Raw genomic sequence first — 19,896 nt, 5'->3', positions numbered from 1 at the left:
TTTATGGGTTTGCTTCTATTAAATTCACGCTATAATTTGATTTTTATTATGCTTTATTTATTTTATGGCTTTTACGATTGCGTCACCTGTTACATTTGAAGAAGAAATTAAAAAAAGTAGATTTCAGGCAATTGCTGCGCCAGTAGAAAATGAGCAACAAGTAAAAGAATTTTTAGAACTCAATAAGGATATATCGACCACACATCAATGTTGGGCGTGGAAAATTGGACATAACGTCCGCTTTAATGATGATGGCGAGCCATCTGGTACGGCAGGGCGGCCAATCTTGGCGACTATTGAAGGTAACGACTTAACTAACATCATCGTCATGGTGAACCGCTGGTATGGTGGTATAAAACTGGGAACTGGTGGTTTAGTACGGGCTTATGGCGGTTGTGCAGGGCAATCCTTATTGTTAGCTGAACGGATTGAACTTATTGCAAAGAAAACCATTCACTTTTCTTGTCATTTTAATGAATGGGCTATTTTTCAATATGAACTTTCACAGCATCAAATAGAATACCAAGAAACTTATACCGCAACAGGTGTAGATATTGAAGCTAGACTACAAGTCCACCAAATTGAACCACTTGCTTTGAAACTTCGCGACGTGACGCGTGGCCGTGAAGAATTAAAAGTTGAGGAGGAATTAACTGATGACTGACTCCTTACTCAAGTACCGTGAGCAACATAAACACCGTTTAAATTATATGCCGTGGTTATATTGGACGCTAAAACCTAAAAACCGTGCATGGGCTGAAGAGTGGCAAAAAGAATATCAGACTTATTTAATGGACATGGAAACAGTCGAGATTGGTGAGAACTGTTTTATTTCACCTTTAGCTCATATTTTTGCCGAGCCTGGTCGAAAAATTAAGATTGGTGATAATTGCTTTATTGCAGCCGACTGTAGTTTGCATGGGCCGCTTGAGATTGGTAACGAAGTCGCAATTAACCATCATTGTATTTTAGATGGTGGGCGAGCTGGCATCAAATTACATGATCAAGTTCGTATAGCTGCTTATTGCCATCTCTATGCATTTGATCATGGTATGCAATTAGACCGTCCACTTTACCAACAGCCTGTTCGGTCTCAGGGAATTGAAATTGAGCAAGATGTTTGGTTAGGTGCACATGTAGGAATAAAAGACGGTATTAAAATTGGAAAACATGCTGTTATTGGTATGAATAGTATGGTGACTAAGGATGTCGAACCCTATCATATTGTGGGGGGAAACCCAGCAAAATTTATTCGCTTAAGAGAGTAATACAGTCTTAAGAGTGTAATAAAATGTTTGATCTTTAAACAAAAAAGTGGATTTTAATACATAAACCTTAACATACAGATTTTTATCTATGTTAAGTTAAAGCTAAGTTATAGAAAAATCTCCAAGGCAAATAGACCTGAAGAAGAGAGGCAAACAATGAACCGTGTTATTGCGTGTATTGACTCATCACCTTGTATTAATGCTATTGCAGATGCAGCAGCGTGGGTTGCAAAAGCAACTGGACGAGAGCTTGTATTATTACAAATTCTAGATTACTACCCAGCAAGTTATCACCTTGGTGAGATTAGTGGGGTAATCGGCTTTGAAAGCAATGCGATGTTGCTTAAAGAGTTAGCTGAATTAGAGCAAAAACAAAGTGAACTCGCTTTAGATTACAGCAATAATTTACTCAGACATATTTCTGACCTAATTAAAGAAAAACACGGAATTACATGCTCAAAAATTCAAGAAAAGGGTGATTTTTTAGAGCAAAGCTTTAATCTCCTCGATGAAAATGACATTGTTATTTTAGGTCGAGTTGGCGAAAGAGCAGCTGAAAAGCATAAACCTATTGGTAGTAATGTTGAAAATTTCATTCGCGGCGCAAATTGCACAGTGTTGACCATTGGTGAAAACTTTAAAGTGCCAACACGTTTTATTTTCGCCTATGAATATTCACCAACTTGTCAAAAGATGATGCGCCGTATTGCCCAAAGTGATCTATTACGGACTTTACAATGCCATTTAGTGTATGTGGGGGATCATCCTGAAATATTAAATGAACCTGAGCATTATCTTAAACAAGCTGGTCTAGAGGTTGTCACCGTTTACCGATATGGTGATGTAGCTCAGAATATTCTTGAATATCAACAAGAGCATGGTATTCAAATTATTGTGCTTGGTGCATTTAGTCATAGCAAGATTCATCAGTTCTTCTTAGGAAGTATCGCAACGACTATATTCCGAAATGCAACTGTGCCTTTACTTGTGGCTAAATGATGAGATTTGCATATAGTTATCCGCAAATGTTGTGGATAACTATATGGAAAAGCGAGGGTAATAAAAGTAATCTATTGATTATAAATGATAAAATAAAAAAGATGATTTTTTGATCATTATTTCACAATCGCTATAGCGAAACCATCATGACCTTTTGAGCCAACCGTTTGTAAAGCTGTGCAAGACAGAATTTGCGGATGATTTTCGAGGGCTTTAAAAGTTTCGCGAATACCTTCAATACTCGGTTTTTTGTTTTCAGGATTTAAAATATCGCCACCACGGATGACATTGTCTAGCACAATAATCGTGCCTGATTTTGAAAACTTTAAACTGAGTTCCAAATATTCAGGATAACCCTGTTTATCTGCATCAATGAATATAAAATCGAAAGGTTGAATTGACTGTGGGTCAATTGCTGAAAGAATATCTGCAGCACGGCCTGCTTTTAGCTCAACTTTTACAGGAAGATTCGCATGGTCGATATTTTTTTGAGCCATTTCTGCATGAGTATCACGGCCTTCAATAGTCAGTAAATAACCATCTTCAGGCAGGGCACGTCCTAGCCAAATGGTACTGTAGGCTGCAAAAGTTCCAATTTCTAAAACACGCTTGCAATTATTCATCTGAATAAGCATTTGCAAGAACATCCCTTGGTTTGGAGCAACTGCAAGATGATTTGAAAAGCCGTGTTCGTCGGTATTTTTTAATGCAAAGTCGAGTCGAGGATCTTCGGGAATTAAATGTGAGTCGATATATTCGTCAATGTCTGTCCACAACTGCTGCATAGTCAAATTTACCTGTATGTTGATAGGCGTATTTTAAACGTTTATGACTAGAGTGCAAAAATCTTTGGATTAAGAAATTTTGGTTGATTATGGAATGTACAAATTCGTAATTAATTTCAGCGTTTTTCTTATTGGGTTATATAAATGAGAACAACAAAAATCCCCTAATACAAAAGTGTATTAGGGGATATTAATTTTAAAAATTACACATTGAAGTATTACGGGTTAAGTCAGGCCCCCAAGTACGATAGCCTTGAGTATCAATATGGATTTGTCCTGAACTATATAAACCAATACCTAGGTTTAAACTTTGGCCATGTTGAGCCCAGAACTGACACAATTTAAACTTTGTATTTTCAATAAATGCGTAGTCTTGTGGCTGTGGAATTTCTGGTCCAATACGAAAATCGATGGCTGAGTTAAACAAATGCTTAGACGAACTTGCACCGCCAGCACACTGATTTAAAGGTAAATCACGATACACCGAGGTTACTTCAAAGTCAGTTAGAACTTTTGCCGCAATTAAATATTTAAAGACGCGTAAGGTCGATAAAGAATTATTCCAAAGTTCGCGGTTTGGTACAGCATATTCCGAGCTGCCGCACTTTTGCCAATCACGCGCTGATCTTAATAATTCAAAGCTTGGTACGATGCCTGCAACATTATTACGCGCTAGAAATTTTTCATATTCTCGTACACGTTCATAATGATCGCCAGTATTTAACCAGGCACGATAAGAAGCAGGCTCAACTTTAGGTGGAATAGGACGTTCGATAATAACGCGCTCTTGAGGAATAAAAATGCGTTTACCGTTTGGAGAGGTTTTGCCTGTTGTTGTGTGTTGGGGAGAGCTGACGCAACCTACCATAATCGCTGGGATTATGCATAAGGGCAACATACTCTGCAAAAACTTCCGCATAAGAAAAATCAAAAGCTTAATAAATATTGCGCTTATTTTAATGCAAAACAGTGCACAAATTACGAGGAATTTGCAATGAAATGTTTGAATAGGGTATAAAAAAGATCAGCGGTTGCTGATCTTTTTTGAAATTATTTTTCTAGATACTGTAACTTATCTGGTTTGCCGTTCCATTCTTCACGGTCAGCAGGTTGGTCACCAATTTGAGTAATGTTAGGCCACTTTTGAGAAAGATCTGCATTTAATTCAATAAATACTTCCTGACCTTCTGGTAACTCATCTTCAGAGAAAATTGCATTTGCAGGGCATTCTGGTTCACATAATGCACAGTCAATACATTCATCCGGATTAATCACTAGGAAATTCGGACCTTCGTAAAAACAGTCTACAGGACAAACTTCTACGCAATCTTGGTATTTACATTTAATACAATTTTCAGTGACAACAAAGGTCATGGCGACAGCTACCTAAAAAATATGGTTTCATTTCGAATAGCTTATTTTAGGCAAAAAAGGGGTAAACAAACAATTGCTTTTATTGATATTGTTTATTTATACATATGAAGATAAGTTAATACATTGATATTTAAAACAATGTTGTGAGCTTGAGATTGGCCAAATTGTAAAATTAAGATAATAATATGTTTTAAAAAACAACATCTTGAATAAATTTTTGCATCTAGTTGCAAATGTCATTTAGGTCAAGGTATCTATTTGATTAGATACCTTAAATACAACTTTTAGTTTTAAATTTTACTTTTATGCCGAACTGATACCCAAAAAAACTTTAAATATCGAGACTTAAAGTAGGCAAAGCAAATGAATATCTTCTGGTTCAAGCTCCCATAAGTGCTGATCTGGATGTCCTAATACTACTGCGCCATGCTTGATATAAAAGTCGACAGTACGTTTACTCGGTGTGGCTGAAATATAAAGTTGCAGCGCGCCCAGTTGCTTAGCTGACTCTTTGGCTGCCTGCATGAGTTTTGCACCAATACCTTGGCCTTGCTGGTCTGCATCGACATAAAAGTATTGCAGTAATTTTGCATCTGGATAATCAGCAATGTGTTGATTCGACACGACACTAATGCCAACTAATTTTTCAGATGTATTAAAAGCACCTATAAATGAAGCACCTTGTTGATAGAGTTCTTTTAACTTCGGTGGGTCATTTTCTAAATGATAGGCATCCCAATTTTCAACATCGTAAAAACAATCTGTTAATTCGAGTTGTTCTTGTTTTTGTATATAGAGTTGGGTAATGAGTTCACGTCGACTAATGTGTTGCCAAATTAAATCGATCTCTGTGTATTGTAGTGGCCTTAAGAAAATAGAAATTTTATTCTCCTTAAAGTAAGAGCAAACATGCCCATAGACATGTTTGCTCAATCAATGATTATGATTTAAGTGCAGCTTTTAGTTCATAAAGTTGTTCAAGTGCTTGGCGAGGTGTCAAGTTATCGACTTCAATTTGCTTAAGCAAATCTAGGGCAGGTGAAGGCACTTCAATTTCAATCACTTTCTCTATGACTTGCGTACTTGATTTAGCATTTGAATCTAAAGTTGCAAACAAATCATCTTGAACACTAGTTTGTAAGTGTTGCTGTTGTTGCTTCTCTAAAATGCGTAAACGTTTTTGAGCTTCTTTAATGACATTAGCAGGAATACCAGCTAATTTCGCAACTTGTAAACCATGACTTTGACTTGCAGGACCTTGTTGAACTTTGTGCAATAAAATCAGGTTGCCGTTAAGCTCTTGCGCCGTCACATGATAGTTATCGATACCTGCTTCACTACCTAACTCAGTCAATTCGAAATAGTGCGTGGCAAATAGACATAAGCATTTTACGCGCTTGGTTAAATCGACCACACAAGCCCATGCTAAAGAAAGTCCATCGTAGGTACTGGTACCACGGCCAACTTCATCCATTAACACCAAAGACTGATTGGTTGCATGGTGCAAGATTTGTGAAGTTTCAGTCATCTCGACCATAAATGTTGATTTGCCTGTCGACAAATCATCGGCTGAACCAATACGTGTGAAAATACGGTCAATTGGGCCAAGCTTGGCGGCTCGTGCAGGAACATAACTACCGCAGTAAGCGAGTAAACTGATTAATGCAGTTTGACGCATAAAGGTAGATTTACCACCCATGTTCGGGCCAGTAATAATTGCCATGCGGTGCTGAGCATCAAGGAAAGTGTCATTTGGTGTAAATGGTGCTTTGTTTAATGCTTCAACAACAGGATGACGACCACCTTGAATCTTAATACCGGTTTCTGGGGTAAATTCTGGTCGCGCCCAATTGTTTAAACGCGCTTGATAAGCAAAGTTTGCAATTACATCAATGTGTGCAATTGCCGAACTCATCATTTGTAGGTGAGCAATATTTTCACGGAGGTTTTCAAGTAAAGCTTCAAATAATGCTTTTTCACGCGCTAATGCACGAGATTCACTTGATAAAACTTTATCTTCAAAGCTTTTTAGCTCAGGTGTGATGTAACGCTCTGCATTTTTTAAAGTTTGACGGCGAATATAGTCGGCAGGGGCTTGCTCAGCTTGAGCGCGCGTAAGTTCAATGTAGTAGCCACTCACACGGTTATAGCCGATTTTTAAGGTGTTAATGCCCGTGCGTTCACGCTCTTTTATTTCTAAATCAATCAGGAATTGACCTGCATGATCACGAATTTGGCGCAATTCATCGAGTTCTGCATCATAACCTTCTGCAATTACATTGCCATCACGAAGTAATACAGGTGGGTTTTCAACAATGGCTGCCATCAAGTGTTGATGAAGCGATTTAAAGTCACCAAGTTCTTGATCGAGTTGAATTAATAACTTGGATTTTTTTGATTGAATAACAGGCGTTAAAGCATTTCTTAAAAATGGAATTTGTGCGCAAGCATGACGAAGCTGAACTAAATCGCGTGGTCGAGCACTACCAAGCGCAACACGGCTAAGAACACGTTCAATATCGCCAATTTCTTTAAGCACTAAACGAACTGGAGTTTCGTGATAGCCTTGAATGAGTTGTTCAATTGCATCTAAGCGGGCATCGAGTAACGCCGTATCACGAACAGGTTGCATGAGGGTACGGCTGAGTAAACGGCCACCCATTGCAGTTTGGCAGTCATTTACCAGTTGGAATAATGACGTACCATGTTCAAACAAAGGTTCAATAATTTCTAAATTACGGCGTGTAATTGGATCAAGCGCAATAAAGTCTGTGCTTTGTTCTAAAAGAATAGAACGAATATGCGGTAACGCCGTTTTCTGAGTTTCTTTAGCGTAGTGAATCAGAGCCGCTGCGGCAGCCTTAGCTAACGGTAATGTGTCGAGTCCAAAACCAGAAAGCGTCGATACAGAGAACTGGTCACATAAGGTTTTTTGTGCGTTATTTAAATTGAAGTCTACATTTGGACGCTTGGTTACAGGGCAATCTAAATGCTTTTTAATTTGTTCAATAATATTCGGGTCAACCAGATCTTCATCAATCAAAATTTCACTTGGCATGAGGCGTGCAAGTTCAATTGGAAGTTGTTCAGGTTTGTAGTCTTGTTGCTGAACTTTAAAAATACCTGCGCTTAAGTCGAGCAAAGCAAAACCGATTTGATTTTGATGAATACATAACGCAACAAGGTTGGATGACTGATAGCTTGTGAGTAGTGCGTCGTCGGTTAATGTACCAGGTGTAAGAATACGAACAACTTTACGCTCAACAGGGCCTTTACCAGTGACTTCACCGACTTGTTCGCAAATGGCTACGGTGCGACCTGCTTTGACAAGGCGAGCAAGATAACCTTCGGCTGAATGGTAAGGAACACCTGCCATTGGAATCGGGTTGCCGTTTGCTTTACCGCGATGGGTTAGGGTAATTCCTAAAAGTTTGGCTGCTAAGTGTGCGTCTTCAAAGAAAAGTTCATAAAAGTCGCCCATACGATAAAACAGCAACGCATGTTGATAATCTTTTTTGACCTTGAGATATTGCTGCATCATTGGAGTGTGGTTAGAGAGATCGGCCATGATTTCAGCGCTATTCATGCGTAATAAACCCTTAAAAAAAGCAATAATATTTTACGGTTGGTCATCTAACCAATTCTAATAACTTCTGTGTGAATTGGACTTAATCTAAGAAAAAAGTATACCTTTTCATGTACCTTTTTTATGTCAAAATTGAGTCAACAGTGTGTAAGAGCTTAACTTAATTTCTCACGGTTGCCATCTTAACAAATTGAGACTGATTCGCAAAAAGGATTCCTAAAATGAGCGAGGAAATAAGCAACAAAAAGAAAGCGACCTGAGCAGTTTGAGTAGAAGACAGGGTGACGATTGACAGTCCTGATAAAACTGACATAGGTAAATATGCCGATTTCAGAATGCGTATGAAATGATAGGTTTTATAAGGATACATGTCCCAATTTCTGCTGTATGAAATCGATAAGCGCTCTTGTTTTAGCAGGCAAATAACGGCGATCTGAATAAAGTGCAAACAATTGCAGTGGCGCTACTGCTTGTTCAAACTCAATCTCGATGAGGCGACCGTCACTAATATAAGGTTGGCAAGCGTGTTTCGATAAAATTGCAAATCCGATACCTGCTACAGCAGCTTGGCCCGCCATTTCTCCGCTGTTCACCCGATAGTGTCCTTTAACCTTGATGGTCTCGAACTCACCCTTTTTATTAACAAATTGCCAAGGAGCACCTTTGAGTGCACTGACTGTTGTAATACAAGGTAATTCTTCAAATTGTTGAATATGAGTTGGTATGCCATAACGCTGAATGAGAGAAGGGGCTGCCACAATGGTGCAAGGGATAGTCACCAGATGACGAGCGATGTAGTCACTGTTATCCATTTGACCGCGGCTAATAATAATAGCTAAATCCAGATCATCTCGCAGAGATTCAAAACCCGACAAATTTGTGACACAGCTTATTTCTAGTTCGGGATACTGACAGGCAAATTCTGCAATAACAGAACCTAGCAATGCAGGGCCTATTTCAGTGGGAATACAGATTCGTAAAGGACCCTTGAGCTGCATTTGCCGCAACGTTAACTCTGTCTCCGTTTGCTCAAGCGCTTCGAGTAATGGCTTTGCTCTGGTATAGAGTAGCTGCCCCGCCTGAGTGACTTTCATATGTCGGGTGCTGCGCTCAATGAGCTGAAGATCGAGTTTTTCTTCTAACTGAGAAATACAGCGACTCACGTTTGATGTCGGCATTTCAAGGAGTTTCGATGCACCCACAAAACTTTCTCTTTCAACCACAGCAACGAACACTTTCAGGGTATTAAAATCCAGAGCCGGACGCATCAATTGTCCCATATTTGATAATAATAAATGCAATTTTTACCATATAATCAATATTATTGATAGCAGTTAAACTCGGACATCTTTTATCTATAGGTTACTGCGATGTCCCTAGCCAAACAGACGTTTAATCATAAAGCCCTCATGTGGATAGCCACTGTCATTGCTTTCGTCCAGTTCACGAATGCACTGGAATATATGGTGTTTAATCCTATTTTTGTTTTTATTGCGACAGATTTCGCAGTGCCAGTATCATTCTCAGGTTATGTTTCAGGGATGTATACGCTTGGCGCCGTTCTTTCGGGAATTATTGCTTTTTACTGGATTGATCATTTCAATAAAAAGCGGTTTTTAATTATCAATATGGCGCTGTTGGGTCTACTAACACTTTTGACTACCTGCACATCTAGTTTTAGTCTTCTACTTGCACTTCGATTTTGTGCAGGGTTGGTTGGTGGTACTACCATGGGAGTGGGTATCAGTATATTAATAAACAATGCACCGCCTAATTTACGGGGGAAAATGTTGGCGACGGTGATTGCATCGTTTTCAATAGTAAGTATTGTCGGAATGCCCGCCATATTATTTGTATGCACTCACTATGGTTGGCATGTGGCTTTGTGGCTCATAAGTGCATTGTGTATGTTGGCATTGCCACTTATTGTATTGCTTATACCCAAAGACCAAGTCTCTTTAGATATGCTTCGTGCGCCGCCTTTAGATGCAGATACTCTATTGTTCGCCTCTGCTAATGCGCTCGTACAGTTTAGTCCTATGCTGGTTATTCCTATTTTGGCACCCTTAATGATTCAACAGTTGGGCGCTTCGCAAGATCTACTGCCTTGGCTATTTTTTAGCGGGGGCGTGATGGGCTATGTATCTACAAAAATTACAGGGGCGTTAACCTCCCGTTTTTCTGCTTTACTACTGGCTACAGCTTCGACTCTAGTCTTTATCGTGAGTTTGCTTATACCAATGCTTGGCTATCAGCATGCAGCATTATTTATTAGTTTATTTCTCGGTGCATCTTATAGTCGTTTGGTGTCATCTTCAGTGGTTACGATGCAGTTTCCTAACGACCGACAACGAGCTGGATTTTCTTCATTACAGACATCCATCATGTATTTGCTGACAACGGTTGCTTTTTTCTTATCTGCCTTTTTATTACCTACTCATGGCATGACGCCACAAAGTGTAAATACGTTACTGGCGGTATGTGCAATTTCCGCAGCAGGGTTCCCAATTCTCGTTATTGTTTTGCAAAAGAAGCTGACTAAACGTGTGCCTATAACCTAATTATAAAGTCACTATTTTTTTCGTACATTAAAATAGTGACGACTAAATCCATAACGTGTAAATGGTATTGAAAACGTAGCATTTGGGGGAAAGAAAAACGTCTTTTTATAAACCCCACTTTAACAATAATTCAGGCATTATTTATCCTTACTTTTTAATGATCTATTTTAAAACAAATGTCATTTTGTATGCTTGACTGCAATAAACTTGGGCACTATCCTTTGCCTGCTGGCCTACATTGCCAGTCGGTTGTCGCAGACCGTCTCATAGAAGCATTAAAGGTTTTATATCTTTAGTGTGTACACCCTCGCGCCCCCTCTATGGTGGAACGGAGGGGGACACCTTTGGGTGTGCTGGATCTATGACCAGTCTGCGAACCCCCTTCGTTCTGCCACCATAATTTTAATGTCGGCAGAACTCCCAATAAAAAGGAGTTGGCTTTGCACATCCATTATTTCTTGGCAGCCTTTGCCAAAAGCTATAACGACACAGCTTAAAAATTTACAGCAGCTTGAACACCGTAGGGTTTTCAGGCTTTAGTCATTTTTACTTAAAACTTAGCAACAAAAAACTTGAGATGTGCCAAGCACCGTCTTACGGCTTTGCTGTGCCTTTTTTTCTCCCAAAAGGGCACAGGCTTTTTATCTCATTTAGAAACAACAAGAATTTTATAACGGTAAAACTATGCGAAATTTAGAAACCTCTTCCAAAAAACTACATGTCGTTCAAACTGCCATACAACTCATTACGGCGCATGGGTTCCACAATACAGGCGTAGACCTGATTACTAAAGAAACCAAAATTGCCAAAGGCACGCTTTACAACTATTTCCACTCTAAAGAACACCTGATTGAAATGTGTATCGCCTTTCAAAAAAGCCTGCTCAGAGAAGAAGTGCTTTCTATCATTTACTCAAACCGTTACTACAGTTCAAAAGATAAACTTAAAGAAATTATTGTGTTACATACCAATTTAAACAGCCAGTACCATTTTTTAATCAAAGCTATTTTAGAAATAAAACTGCTTTATCCAAAGGCTTACCGCATGACAGTTGAATACCGAAAGTGGTTGCGCCATGAAATTTTTGACCTGATTTTTAGCGGGGAAATCCGCGAGCCAAAATTCGATGCTCATATGGTGGTGAACCTGATAGATGGTTTGCTGTTACAGGTTTTAAGCTTAAACAGTTTGAAAGAAAGGGATGAGGTATTGGAGCAATTTTTTTAAGTTTAGTCTGGGTTATCTGATTGCTCCAGATATAAATGCTTTTTATGAAAAAATTGCAATGAGTGTTGTAGTTGCTCTCACATGCAGCTCTATGAATGGATGTACTCAGCCATTCAGAGCGCCTCAATCTATAGTGGTTTTGAAATATAGTAGGTCAATTTTAGGTCATGACTCAGTAAAGATTTCTCTAAAAGTTTTCTTGTTATGGTCGTGATCTAACATATTTTTCTTCAAAAAAATATATACTATGGGGGAGTATTAATAAAAGACCATAAATATGGAAATTAACAGCAATTTAGAACGTTACCATTCTCATCAGTTCGATGAAGGAAACCCGCTTGCTCAAAAGAAAATTTTGATCGCAACGATTTTAACTGCCGTGATGATGGTTTTTGAAATTGTGGGTGGATGGATCTTTAACTCCATGGCTCTTTTAGCTGATGGCTGGCACATGAGTTCACATATGGTTGCTCTAGGGTTGGCCTATGTCGCTTACAAAATGGCTCGTCGTTATGCCCATGACAAACGCTTTAGTTTCGGAACTTGGAAAATCGAAATTTTAGGTGGGTATAGCAGTGCAATCATATTAATGGTCGTTGCACTGTTAATGGGATTTCAATCTATTGAGCGATTACTCCATCCTGTTGATATTCATTATAATGAAGCGATTTCTATTGCTGTTGTGGGGTTGGCAGTCAATTTAATTTGTGCGTGGTTATTACACGATAATCATGAACATCACCACCACCATCACGACCATGAGCATAGTCACCACCATCATCATGATCACCATCACGATTTAAACCATAAAGCTGCGTTTCTACATGTGGTTGCCGATGCTGTAACTTCTGTATTAGCCATAGCCGCACTTATAGCGGGTAAATTTTTTGGATGGAATTTTTTAGATGCTTTATTGGGTATTGTAGGGGCGATACTGGTTGCACAGTGGTCATGGGGGCTTTTGCGTGACACAGGAAAAACGTTATTAGATGCTGAAATGTCACATCCAGTAGTCGCTGAAATCCAAGAAGTGATTGAGCAATTATCACAAGTGAAAATTACAGATTTACATGTATGGAAAGTCGGTAAAGGAAAATTTTCATGCATTTTGGCTTTAGAAGCAGACCGAACAGATTTAACGCCCGATTCAGTTAAAAAGGCTTTGTCTATTCATGAAGAAATTGTACATGCCAGTGTAGAAATACATTTTATTTAGTCGATAAAGAGAGCTTTAAAACCGACTGTGAATTTTTAAAGCTCTTGATCATTTTGTCAGACCATTTTTGTAGAGTTACTTTTCAATCACTGGTAAACTTCACCTATTGTCATTGGGGAGTAGCCATTCCTAGTACCCAACTAGGAAGACCACGTCAACAAACTTGAGATCAGTATCTCATGGCGTGTTCAGCCACTGTATACACAGTGTGAGCTAGGCGAGACCTTTGGCCGCAACGTACTTTGCTAGTCGGGCGAGGAGCGTTGTCGCGCCAATGGTTTCTTATTCGCCCGGCTGGACTATTCCTATGCTCCTCACGTTCATCTTATTCTTTGTGTCCGCCGCGGCAATTTACCTAGCCTGTGAATATTTCGTCAATGGAATTGAATGGTTTGGTAAGCGTCTTAATCTTGGTGCAACAGCAGTAGGCTCGGTACTCGCAGCTTTTGGTACAGCGCTACCTGAAAGTGCGGTGACCTTTATGGCCGTCGTATTTGGTGATACCCCAGAACAAAAAGACCTTGGTGTTGGTGCTGCAATGGGTGGCCCATTGGTTTTAGCGACCTTGGGTTACGCCGTAGTCGGTCTGGTATTGATGCTTCATCGCAAAAAATTAGCTCGAACTTCGCATAAAGTTCAAGTTGATTATGCCCGTTTAAGCCGAGATCAAGTCTCGTTCCTTGCTATCTTCGTTTTAAAAGTAGCGCTTGGTTTAGTCGCATTTGCCATCAAACCATGGTTAGGCATTCTATTTTTAGCGGCTTATGCAGCTTATGTTTGGCGTGAGATTAAGGAAGCTGATACATCTTCCGATGAAGAAGACCTTGAACCGCTCAAGTTTCGTCCTAATACAGCCGAACCATCACTAGGGTGGGCTGGTCTACAGGTATTGGTCGCTTTAGTTGTAATTAGTGTTGCGTCGCATACTTTTGTTGCTCAGCTTGAAGCGATTGGTACAGCGCTAAGTTGGCCGCCACATTTGGTTGCTTTATTACTGAGTCCAGTTGCTACCGAATTACCTGAGATTATGAATGCGCTGATTTGGGTACGCCAAGGTAAAGAGCGTTTGGCTTTAGCAAATATTTCTGGTGCGATGATGATTCAGGCCACCATACCAAGTGCATTAGGTATTTTCTTTACGCCGTGGCGCTTTGATACTTTGTTGTTAGCCTCTGGCATTATTACTGCATTAGCGATTGTGTTTCTGTGGAATTTATTCCGCCGTGGCACAGTCGATGACCGATCATTGGTTGCAGTAAGTGCGCTGTATGGTGTTTTCGCAATTTTAGTTGTGATTTATCTCTGATAAACATTAACGCGCTGGACATGTGCCAGCGCGTTTCAGTCGTCGTATTTGCTATTGATTAGATAATCTTAAAAAACGATGAGCTAATAACCTTGTAAAATCGGTAAATAATTAACCAATTGTCCTATTTTTCATAACTTATGCCCTGTACCTTAGTAGCAGAGGCTTGTACCCTGAGTGAATCATAATTTAAACTTATGGGGTCTTTGAAAAGTCCTCTTTTTTGACTAAATTTATTAAACAAATGAACTTTATTTTGTGTAATAAAATACTTTCTAAACGCATAAAAGATAAATAAAAACTTTATAGAAAATTAAGTTTGATTGTTAAATTCTGAAATAGAGCATGAAGGGCAATGTTACTGCTTTTGTTATATTTATGGTTGATTTACCTATGATAGCTTCGTCTTACTTAAAAAAATGTAAAAATAATTACCACAACATAAAAGACCAGCAGCTTACCATCGCAGCTAAAGCAAATATCTTTATTTGTATTATTTTTTGCCTGTTCTGGACCATATATTTCGCATTTTCAAAAATGTGGATCATTGTTTATATGGATATCGTTTTTACACTGCTTTCCATTTTTAGTTTTTTTCTCATTTATATAAATCGAATTTCAGCGGGTATTCTTTTATCTCAAGCTGTTCTACTTGTTTTTCCAGTCGTTTTTTGCGTATTTTTTGATATAGCGACTACTCATCATCCTCAAGTTGCTCATTTGTTTTTGCCTGCTGGGGCAATATTAGGATACTTAAACTACCGCAGAAATCCGAGTTTCTTACAACTCGTTTTAATTTTACTGTCAATCGCGTGCTTTATATTTTTTAGTGGCAGCTCTTTTACTTTAGAGCATGCTATACCGCTATCGGAACATACTCGGAGTCATGGTCGATGGATTGCAATTTGCGTCGCCACGCTCATGATTTGTATATCCATCTATACCATGCAATTAGAAATACAAATAGAAGATTCCATGGCGAAAGACTTACGTTTAGCACTGGGAAAAGAGCAATTTGAATTGTTTTATCAACCTCAAGTCAATGCTTCTGAAAAGTTAATTGGTGCTGAGGCTTTACTCAGATGGCATCATCCTGTTTTAGGTTCTGTTCCCACACAAGATTTTATTCCTGCGGCACAAACTTTAGGACTAATGCCTGAAATAGGTACATGGGTTTTAGCTCAAGCCTGCAAAGTTTTACAAGATTGGAGTAAACAAGAGCAGACGAAAGATTTGACACTTTCAATCAATATTAGTGCTGATCATTTCATGCAAGCCAACTTTGAGGAAACTGTAATTTGCATGATTCATAGATATGACATAAATCCATCTCGGCTTATCTTGGAAATTACTGAAAATATTGCTTTGAACAATTGTGTGAGCATGATTGAAAAAATGAATTCCTTATCGGAAAGAGGAGTTCAGCTTTCTCTTGATGACTTCGGGACAGGTTATTCATCTTTAAGTTATTTGCAAAAAATGCAAATTAGACAAATCAAAATTGATCGTAGCTTTGTACAGGCAGCGTTGGATGATAAACGCAGTTATAAATTAGTCTCGGGTATTGTTAAAATTGGTCTAGATTTAAACCTTCGAGTTTTAGTAGAGGGAATAGAAACGGCCGAACAATTTTATGCTTTTAAAAATAACGGTTGTATCGAGTTTCAAGGTTATTTATGGGGCGTTCCAATGCCGTTAAATGACTTTATTAAACAGTTGCCAACTTTTAATAAATAAGTAAAACAGATCTAAATTTTGTTCTATAGTAGTGACATCTCATAAAATAATAGAACACTGCTATGCCAAGAGAATATAAATATTACCAAGTAGATTCAACACATTATAATCTTGAACAAGTTGTTAAATTTACAACCAGTTCTGATTTAAGTTCTGTTCTTGTTCGATTCGCAGATGGCTCAGACGTAGAATTTACTTTTGAAAATGAAGATGAATATTCGGAATTTCTGCAAGTCATACGAGGTGTGGATTTCTAATTTTTATCTATGATTTATAAACTAATTTAGATAACTAAAAACATATAAGTAATTGTTAAATATTATATAATTTTTAAAGAAAATATGGTGGGTCGTCATTACGCGATATAAATTTTTCTAATAAATTAATCTACATATTAAGACACACTTTGCAAACGGATGTAGATTCGGGCTGTGTTAGGATGAAGACCTATACCTCTAGATATTTACAGTATGACGAAATCTGAACCGCAGTATCAATCTGGGCAGTTTCAATTTTCCTTTCTATCATTAAAATATTGGGGTATCTGGTTCGCAGCTTTTATTCTCATGTTTCTTGCTTACTTGCCTTGGGCAATCCAGTGGCGTTTAGCAAAGGTTTTCTCAAAAATTGCTTGGATATTATTAGCTTCGAGACGGAAAACAACATTAAGAAACTTACAAGCTTGTTTCCCTGAAAAAACACCTGAGCAAATTGAAGCCAAAGCAAAGCTAGTCTTTAAAGACACCATGATAGGGATATTTGAAGCCTTAAACGCTTGGTATTGTCCTGAATGGTTTAAAAAAAGAGTTCGTATAGAAGGCTTGGAACATCTGGAACAGAATCGGGATAAGGGTATCTTGTTGCTAGGCACACATAGTACTTTGCTAGATGCTGGTGGCGCTGCATGTACCTTATTTTTTGATATGGATGTGGTGTATAGGCCGCAAAATAATCCTTTTATGGATTTTCTCATTCATCGTAGTCGCGCTCGGGTTTATAAAAACCAAATTGCGAAAGACAACATGCGTAGCTTAATTTCGAAACTGAAAAATGGTCATGCAATCTGGTATAGCCCTGATCAGGACTTTGGTTTGAAGCAAGGTGTGATGGCATCGTTTTTTGGAATACAGGCGGCAACAGTAACAGCCCACCGTAGACTTATGGATATTTCAAATGCTGTTGCAATACCGCTATATTTTTATAGAAGTGGGGATATTCGAAACCCTCAATACAATGTGCTCGTCGAACCTAAACTTGAAAACTTTCCAAGTGAATGCGAAGTAAATGATGCTGAACGCGTCAATAAAATTATTGAAAATCAAATTCGAATCGCCCCAACACAATACATGTGGTTTCATAGACGGTTTAAAACTCGTCCGATTGGTGAGGCAAAATTCTACTGATAGATTTTGCTTTCATTATTTAAGATTGAGTTGCTTCTTATCTTTGCTTAGTAGCTTACACTCTAGTACAGATCATCACTTGTAACTAGCTACCAACTTATGTCTTACTTTAAATTCCGGTACTACAATAAAAAGGAATTTTGTATGAAGTACATTAAGTATATTTTCGCTGCATTGGTCATCGCGCTTTCAGCTCCGACCTTTGCACAAGACCATGGTTATCGCGAATCACATCATGGTTATGGTCATGCTTATCACGGTATGCATCATGGTAAAGCTTATGCTTATCATGGCAATCATCATGGTAAAGGCTACTATCATAATAAAGCACATCGTGAACGTGGTTTTGAACGACATCATGACAGACGCGGTCATTGGTAATTCAATGAACTACAAAAAATCCCGCAATATTTTGCGGGTTTTTTATGGTTTAATCTGAACAAGTTATAGCATCTAATTTAATTATTTTTAAATTTCACTTGAGTTATCTGTCTATGTCCAATGCTTTACCTCGACAACTTAAAAATAACTGATTTTGATGCCAAGCCAACTGTCCTGAAACAATAGTTGTATCAACTTCATAGCGAAAGCTTTTGTTTTGAAATGGAGTCCAGTTACATCGCATATAGTTTTTTTGATTTTTAACAGCAATAGCTTCTTTATTTTCTTTAAGCAGAACTAAATCTGCCCAGTAGCCTTCGCGTATATATCCTCGATCTTTGATTTTAAATAAATCAGCGACTTGGTGTGATGTTTTCTTCACTATTGTTTCTATATTTATTTTTTTATCTGCTACAAGTTCCATGAGTGCAGGAATAGCATGTTGAACTAAAGGAAGGCCAGATGGTGCTTTTAAATAGGATTGTTGTTTTTCATCCCATGTATGCGGTGCGTGATCTGTACCAATAATATCTAAGCGATTAGTTTGAGCGATGGCAGTGATAAGTGCATCTTTGTCTTGTTGGGTTTTAATGGCTGGATTACATTTAATTAAATGGCTAAGCGCAGCATAGTCTGATTCATCAAAACTAAGGTGATGAATGCATACTTCCGCAGAAATATGCTTTAAATTTAAGGGCAAATCTTTAAACAAGCATAATTCTTTGGCTGTACTAATATGTAAAACATGCAGTTGAGTTCCATATTTTTCTGCTAAAGAGACAGCTAAACGTGAACTCTCAAAACAGGCTTGTTTATCCCGAATTTTAGGGTGCATATGTGCTGGAATGTTTGCACCATATTTCTCAAAATATAATTTTTCTCTTTCTTTAATGCGCGGTGTATATTCGCAGTGCGTTAAAAGAATGGTTGGGACATTTGCAAATAAACGTTCAAGCACTTGTGGTTCATCTACCAACATATTGCCAGTAGAGGCGCCCATAAAAACTTTTACACCGCTGATGAGCTTGGGATTAAGTTGTTCAACAATATCTAAATTTGCAGAACTTACTCCAAAATGGAAGGCATAATTTGCCATGCTATATTGGGCGGCTATTTGCTTTTTTTGTATTAAGGCATCTAAAGATAAGGTTGGTGGATTTGTGTTGGGCATATCCATATAACTGGTAATTCCACCAATAACTGCTGCCATAGATTCCGAAGCAATACTGCCTTTATGTGTTGAGCCTGGATCTCTAAAATGGACTTGATCATCGATCATTCCGGGAATTAGCCAGTTTCCATTAGCATGAATTGTTTTAGCGTTAACAACATGAGGAATGCTTGGCGCAATTTTTTCGATTCGTCCATCTTGAATAAGTACATCTACACATTGCTGTTTTCCCTCATTCACTACATTGGCATCTCGAATAATAATTTTAGAATAGGGTTTAAAACTCATTGTGTAATGCCTTATAGCCTTTGACCAACTCAATGTTTGTTGAGACAACACTCTCTGAAAATTCACTGATAGAGATATCAACCGGAGGGTATTGCGCTAAGTCAGTTTTAGGGTTGATGTAGCTCATTGCAGGAACATAAAAATGGTTCGGTAAATCACGTCCGTCGACGACTGCGTTATGGCGAATAGCGCTGTAATTACCGACCTTGCAGTTAAATATGACGCTGTTGAAACCAACAAAAACATGGTGACCAATTTCACAAGGCCCATGAATAATTGAACGATGAGCAATTGATGTACTTTCACCAATCACTACTGATGCACCAGCTTTGGAGTGAATCACAACACCATCTTGGATATTGGAATTTGCGCCAATGATAACAGGTTGCATTTCTCCATTTTCGTCGGTTTCATCTGCACGAATTACGGCATAAGGGCCAATAAATACATTGGCATGAACAATGACCTTGCCACAAATAATAGCGGTTTGATCGACATAAGCTGATTGATCAATAACAGGGAGATGGCCAGATGGATTTTTACGTAGCATGGAATTACCGTTGATATCAGTTTATTTAAGTTGAGATGGTGAGA

Annotated in this window: 18 protein-coding genes and 1 riboswitch; of the genes, 10 read left to right on the top strand and 8 right to left on the bottom strand. The window is 38.4% G+C overall.

Annotated elements, in window-relative coordinates:
• Positions 1 to 64: 64 nt before the first annotated feature.
• The 3 genes from ABFY81_RS04225 (at position 65) to ABFY81_RS04215 (ending at position 2,267) form a co-directional block, all read left to right on the top strand.
• Positions 65 to 664 carry a YigZ family protein gene (locus tag ABFY81_RS04225; RefSeq protein ID WP_004702645.1) on the top strand — a complete coding sequence of 200 codons (600 nt, stop codon included), beginning with the start codon at positions 65 to 67 and terminating at the stop codon, positions 662 to 664.
• The gene (locus tag ABFY81_RS04220) at positions 657 to 1,268 is read left to right on the top strand and encodes a chloramphenicol acetyltransferase CAT (protein WP_019457392.1); all 612 of its coding nucleotides are present in this window, start codon (positions 657 to 659) and stop codon (positions 1,266 to 1,268) included. Before ABFY81_RS04225 ends, ABFY81_RS04220 begins: the two co-directional genes overlap by 8 nt.
• A gap of 156 nt (positions 1,269 to 1,424) precedes the next feature.
• Positions 1,425 to 2,267 (top strand): universal stress protein, encoded by an 843-nt coding sequence (locus ABFY81_RS04215; RefSeq protein WP_004702641.1) that lies wholly within the window; start codon positions 1,425 to 1,427, stop codon positions 2,265 to 2,267.
• A gap of 116 nt (positions 2,268 to 2,383) precedes the next feature.
• On the opposite strand, the gene ABFY81_RS04210 is transcribed toward ABFY81_RS04215, so the two are convergent.
• From ABFY81_RS04210 to ABFY81_RS04185, 6 genes are all read right to left on the bottom strand, one after another.
• A complete protein-coding gene (locus ABFY81_RS04210) occupies positions 2,384 to 3,052 on the bottom strand; it encodes an O-methyltransferase (protein ID WP_004702639.1) in 669 nt (222 codons plus the stop codon).
• 196 nt (positions 3,053 to 3,248) lie between these two features.
• Complete coding sequence (locus ABFY81_RS04205) at positions 3,249 to 3,971, bottom strand: D-Ala-D-Ala carboxypeptidase family metallohydrolase (RefSeq protein WP_174742285.1); 723 nt, start codon at positions 3,969 to 3,971, stop codon at positions 3,249 to 3,251.
• A gap of 131 nt (positions 3,972 to 4,102) precedes the next feature.
• Positions 4,103 to 4,426: a ferredoxin FdxA gene (fdxA, locus tag ABFY81_RS04200; RefSeq protein WP_003650851.1), complete on the bottom strand. Its 324-nt coding sequence runs from the start codon at positions 4,424 to 4,426 to the stop codon at positions 4,103 to 4,105.
• 345 nt (positions 4,427 to 4,771) lie between these two features.
• Positions 4,772 to 5,302 carry a GNAT family N-acetyltransferase gene (locus tag ABFY81_RS04195; RefSeq protein WP_200001258.1) on the bottom strand — a complete coding sequence of 177 codons (531 nt, stop codon included), beginning with the start codon at positions 5,300 to 5,302 and terminating at the stop codon, positions 4,772 to 4,774.
• A gap of 64 nt (positions 5,303 to 5,366) precedes the next feature.
• Entirely contained in the window at positions 5,367 to 8,012 is a 2,646-nt protein-coding gene (gene mutS, locus ABFY81_RS04190; protein ID WP_077162544.1) for a DNA mismatch repair protein MutS, read from the bottom strand.
• A gap of 356 nt (positions 8,013 to 8,368) precedes the next feature.
• Positions 8,369 to 9,280, bottom strand: coding sequence for a LysR family transcriptional regulator (locus ABFY81_RS04185; protein ID WP_347913121.1), 912 nt, complete (start codon positions 9,278 to 9,280; stop codon positions 8,369 to 8,371).
• Between the two features lie 102 nt (positions 9,281 to 9,382).
• Between ABFY81_RS04185 and ABFY81_RS04180 the strand changes: the two genes are divergently transcribed.
• From ABFY81_RS04180 to ABFY81_RS04150, 7 genes are all read left to right on the top strand, one after another.
• Positions 9,383 to 10,573, top strand: a complete 1,191-nt coding sequence (locus tag ABFY81_RS04180; RefSeq protein WP_347913120.1) for an MFS transporter — start codon at positions 9,383 to 9,385, stop codon at positions 10,571 to 10,573.
• 684 nt (positions 10,574 to 11,257) lie between these two features.
• Complete coding sequence (locus ABFY81_RS04175) at positions 11,258 to 11,800, top strand: TetR/AcrR family transcriptional regulator (RefSeq protein ID WP_134263365.1); 543 nt, start codon at positions 11,258 to 11,260, stop codon at positions 11,798 to 11,800.
• Positions 11,801 to 12,077: 277 nt separating this feature from the next.
• The gene (gene dmeF, locus ABFY81_RS04170) at positions 12,078 to 13,016 is read left to right on the top strand and encodes a CDF family Co(II)/Ni(II) efflux transporter DmeF (protein ID WP_347913119.1); all 939 of its coding nucleotides are present in this window, start codon (positions 12,078 to 12,080) and stop codon (positions 13,014 to 13,016) included.
• Between the two features lie 102 nt (positions 13,017 to 13,118).
• Positions 13,119 to 13,231, top strand: a riboswitch (yybP-ykoY riboswitch).
• Positions 13,232 to 13,242: 11 nt separating this feature from the next.
• The gene (locus tag ABFY81_RS04165) at positions 13,243 to 14,322 is read left to right on the top strand and encodes a sodium:calcium antiporter (protein WP_223851871.1); all 1,080 of its coding nucleotides are present in this window, start codon (positions 13,243 to 13,245) and stop codon (positions 14,320 to 14,322) included.
• A gap of 345 nt (positions 14,323 to 14,667) precedes the next feature.
• Entirely contained in the window at positions 14,668 to 16,059 is a 1,392-nt protein-coding gene (locus ABFY81_RS04160; RefSeq protein ID WP_151684548.1) for an EAL domain-containing protein, read from the top strand.
• 470 nt (positions 16,060 to 16,529) lie between these two features.
• Positions 16,530 to 17,462, top strand: a complete 933-nt coding sequence (locus ABFY81_RS04155; RefSeq protein WP_039250617.1) for a lauroyl acyltransferase — start codon at positions 16,530 to 16,532, stop codon at positions 17,460 to 17,462.
• 144 nt (positions 17,463 to 17,606) lie between these two features.
• A complete protein-coding gene (locus tag ABFY81_RS04150; RefSeq protein ID WP_004702617.1) occupies positions 17,607 to 17,843 on the top strand; it encodes a hypothetical protein in 237 nt (78 codons plus the stop codon).
• A gap of 103 nt (positions 17,844 to 17,946) precedes the next feature.
• Here the strand turns inward: ABFY81_RS04150 and ABFY81_RS04145 are convergent, their stop codons facing one another.
• Positions 17,947 to 19,302, bottom strand: coding sequence for a dihydroorotase (locus ABFY81_RS04145; RefSeq protein ID WP_347913118.1), 1,356 nt, complete (start codon positions 19,300 to 19,302; stop codon positions 17,947 to 17,949).
• Positions 19,292 to 19,852 (bottom strand): carbonate dehydratase, encoded by a 561-nt coding sequence (locus ABFY81_RS04140; RefSeq protein ID WP_019457373.1) that lies wholly within the window; start codon positions 19,850 to 19,852, stop codon positions 19,292 to 19,294. Before ABFY81_RS04140 ends, ABFY81_RS04145 begins: the two co-directional genes overlap by 11 nt.
• Positions 19,853 to 19,896: the final 44 nt, after the last annotated feature.

It is taken from the genome of Acinetobacter sp. WA-87, assembly GCF_039938935.1.
Taxonomy (GTDB): Bacteria; Pseudomonadota; Gammaproteobacteria; order Pseudomonadales; family Moraxellaceae; genus Acinetobacter; species Acinetobacter seifertii.
This window is presented reverse-complemented; position numbering and strand designations above follow the sequence as displayed.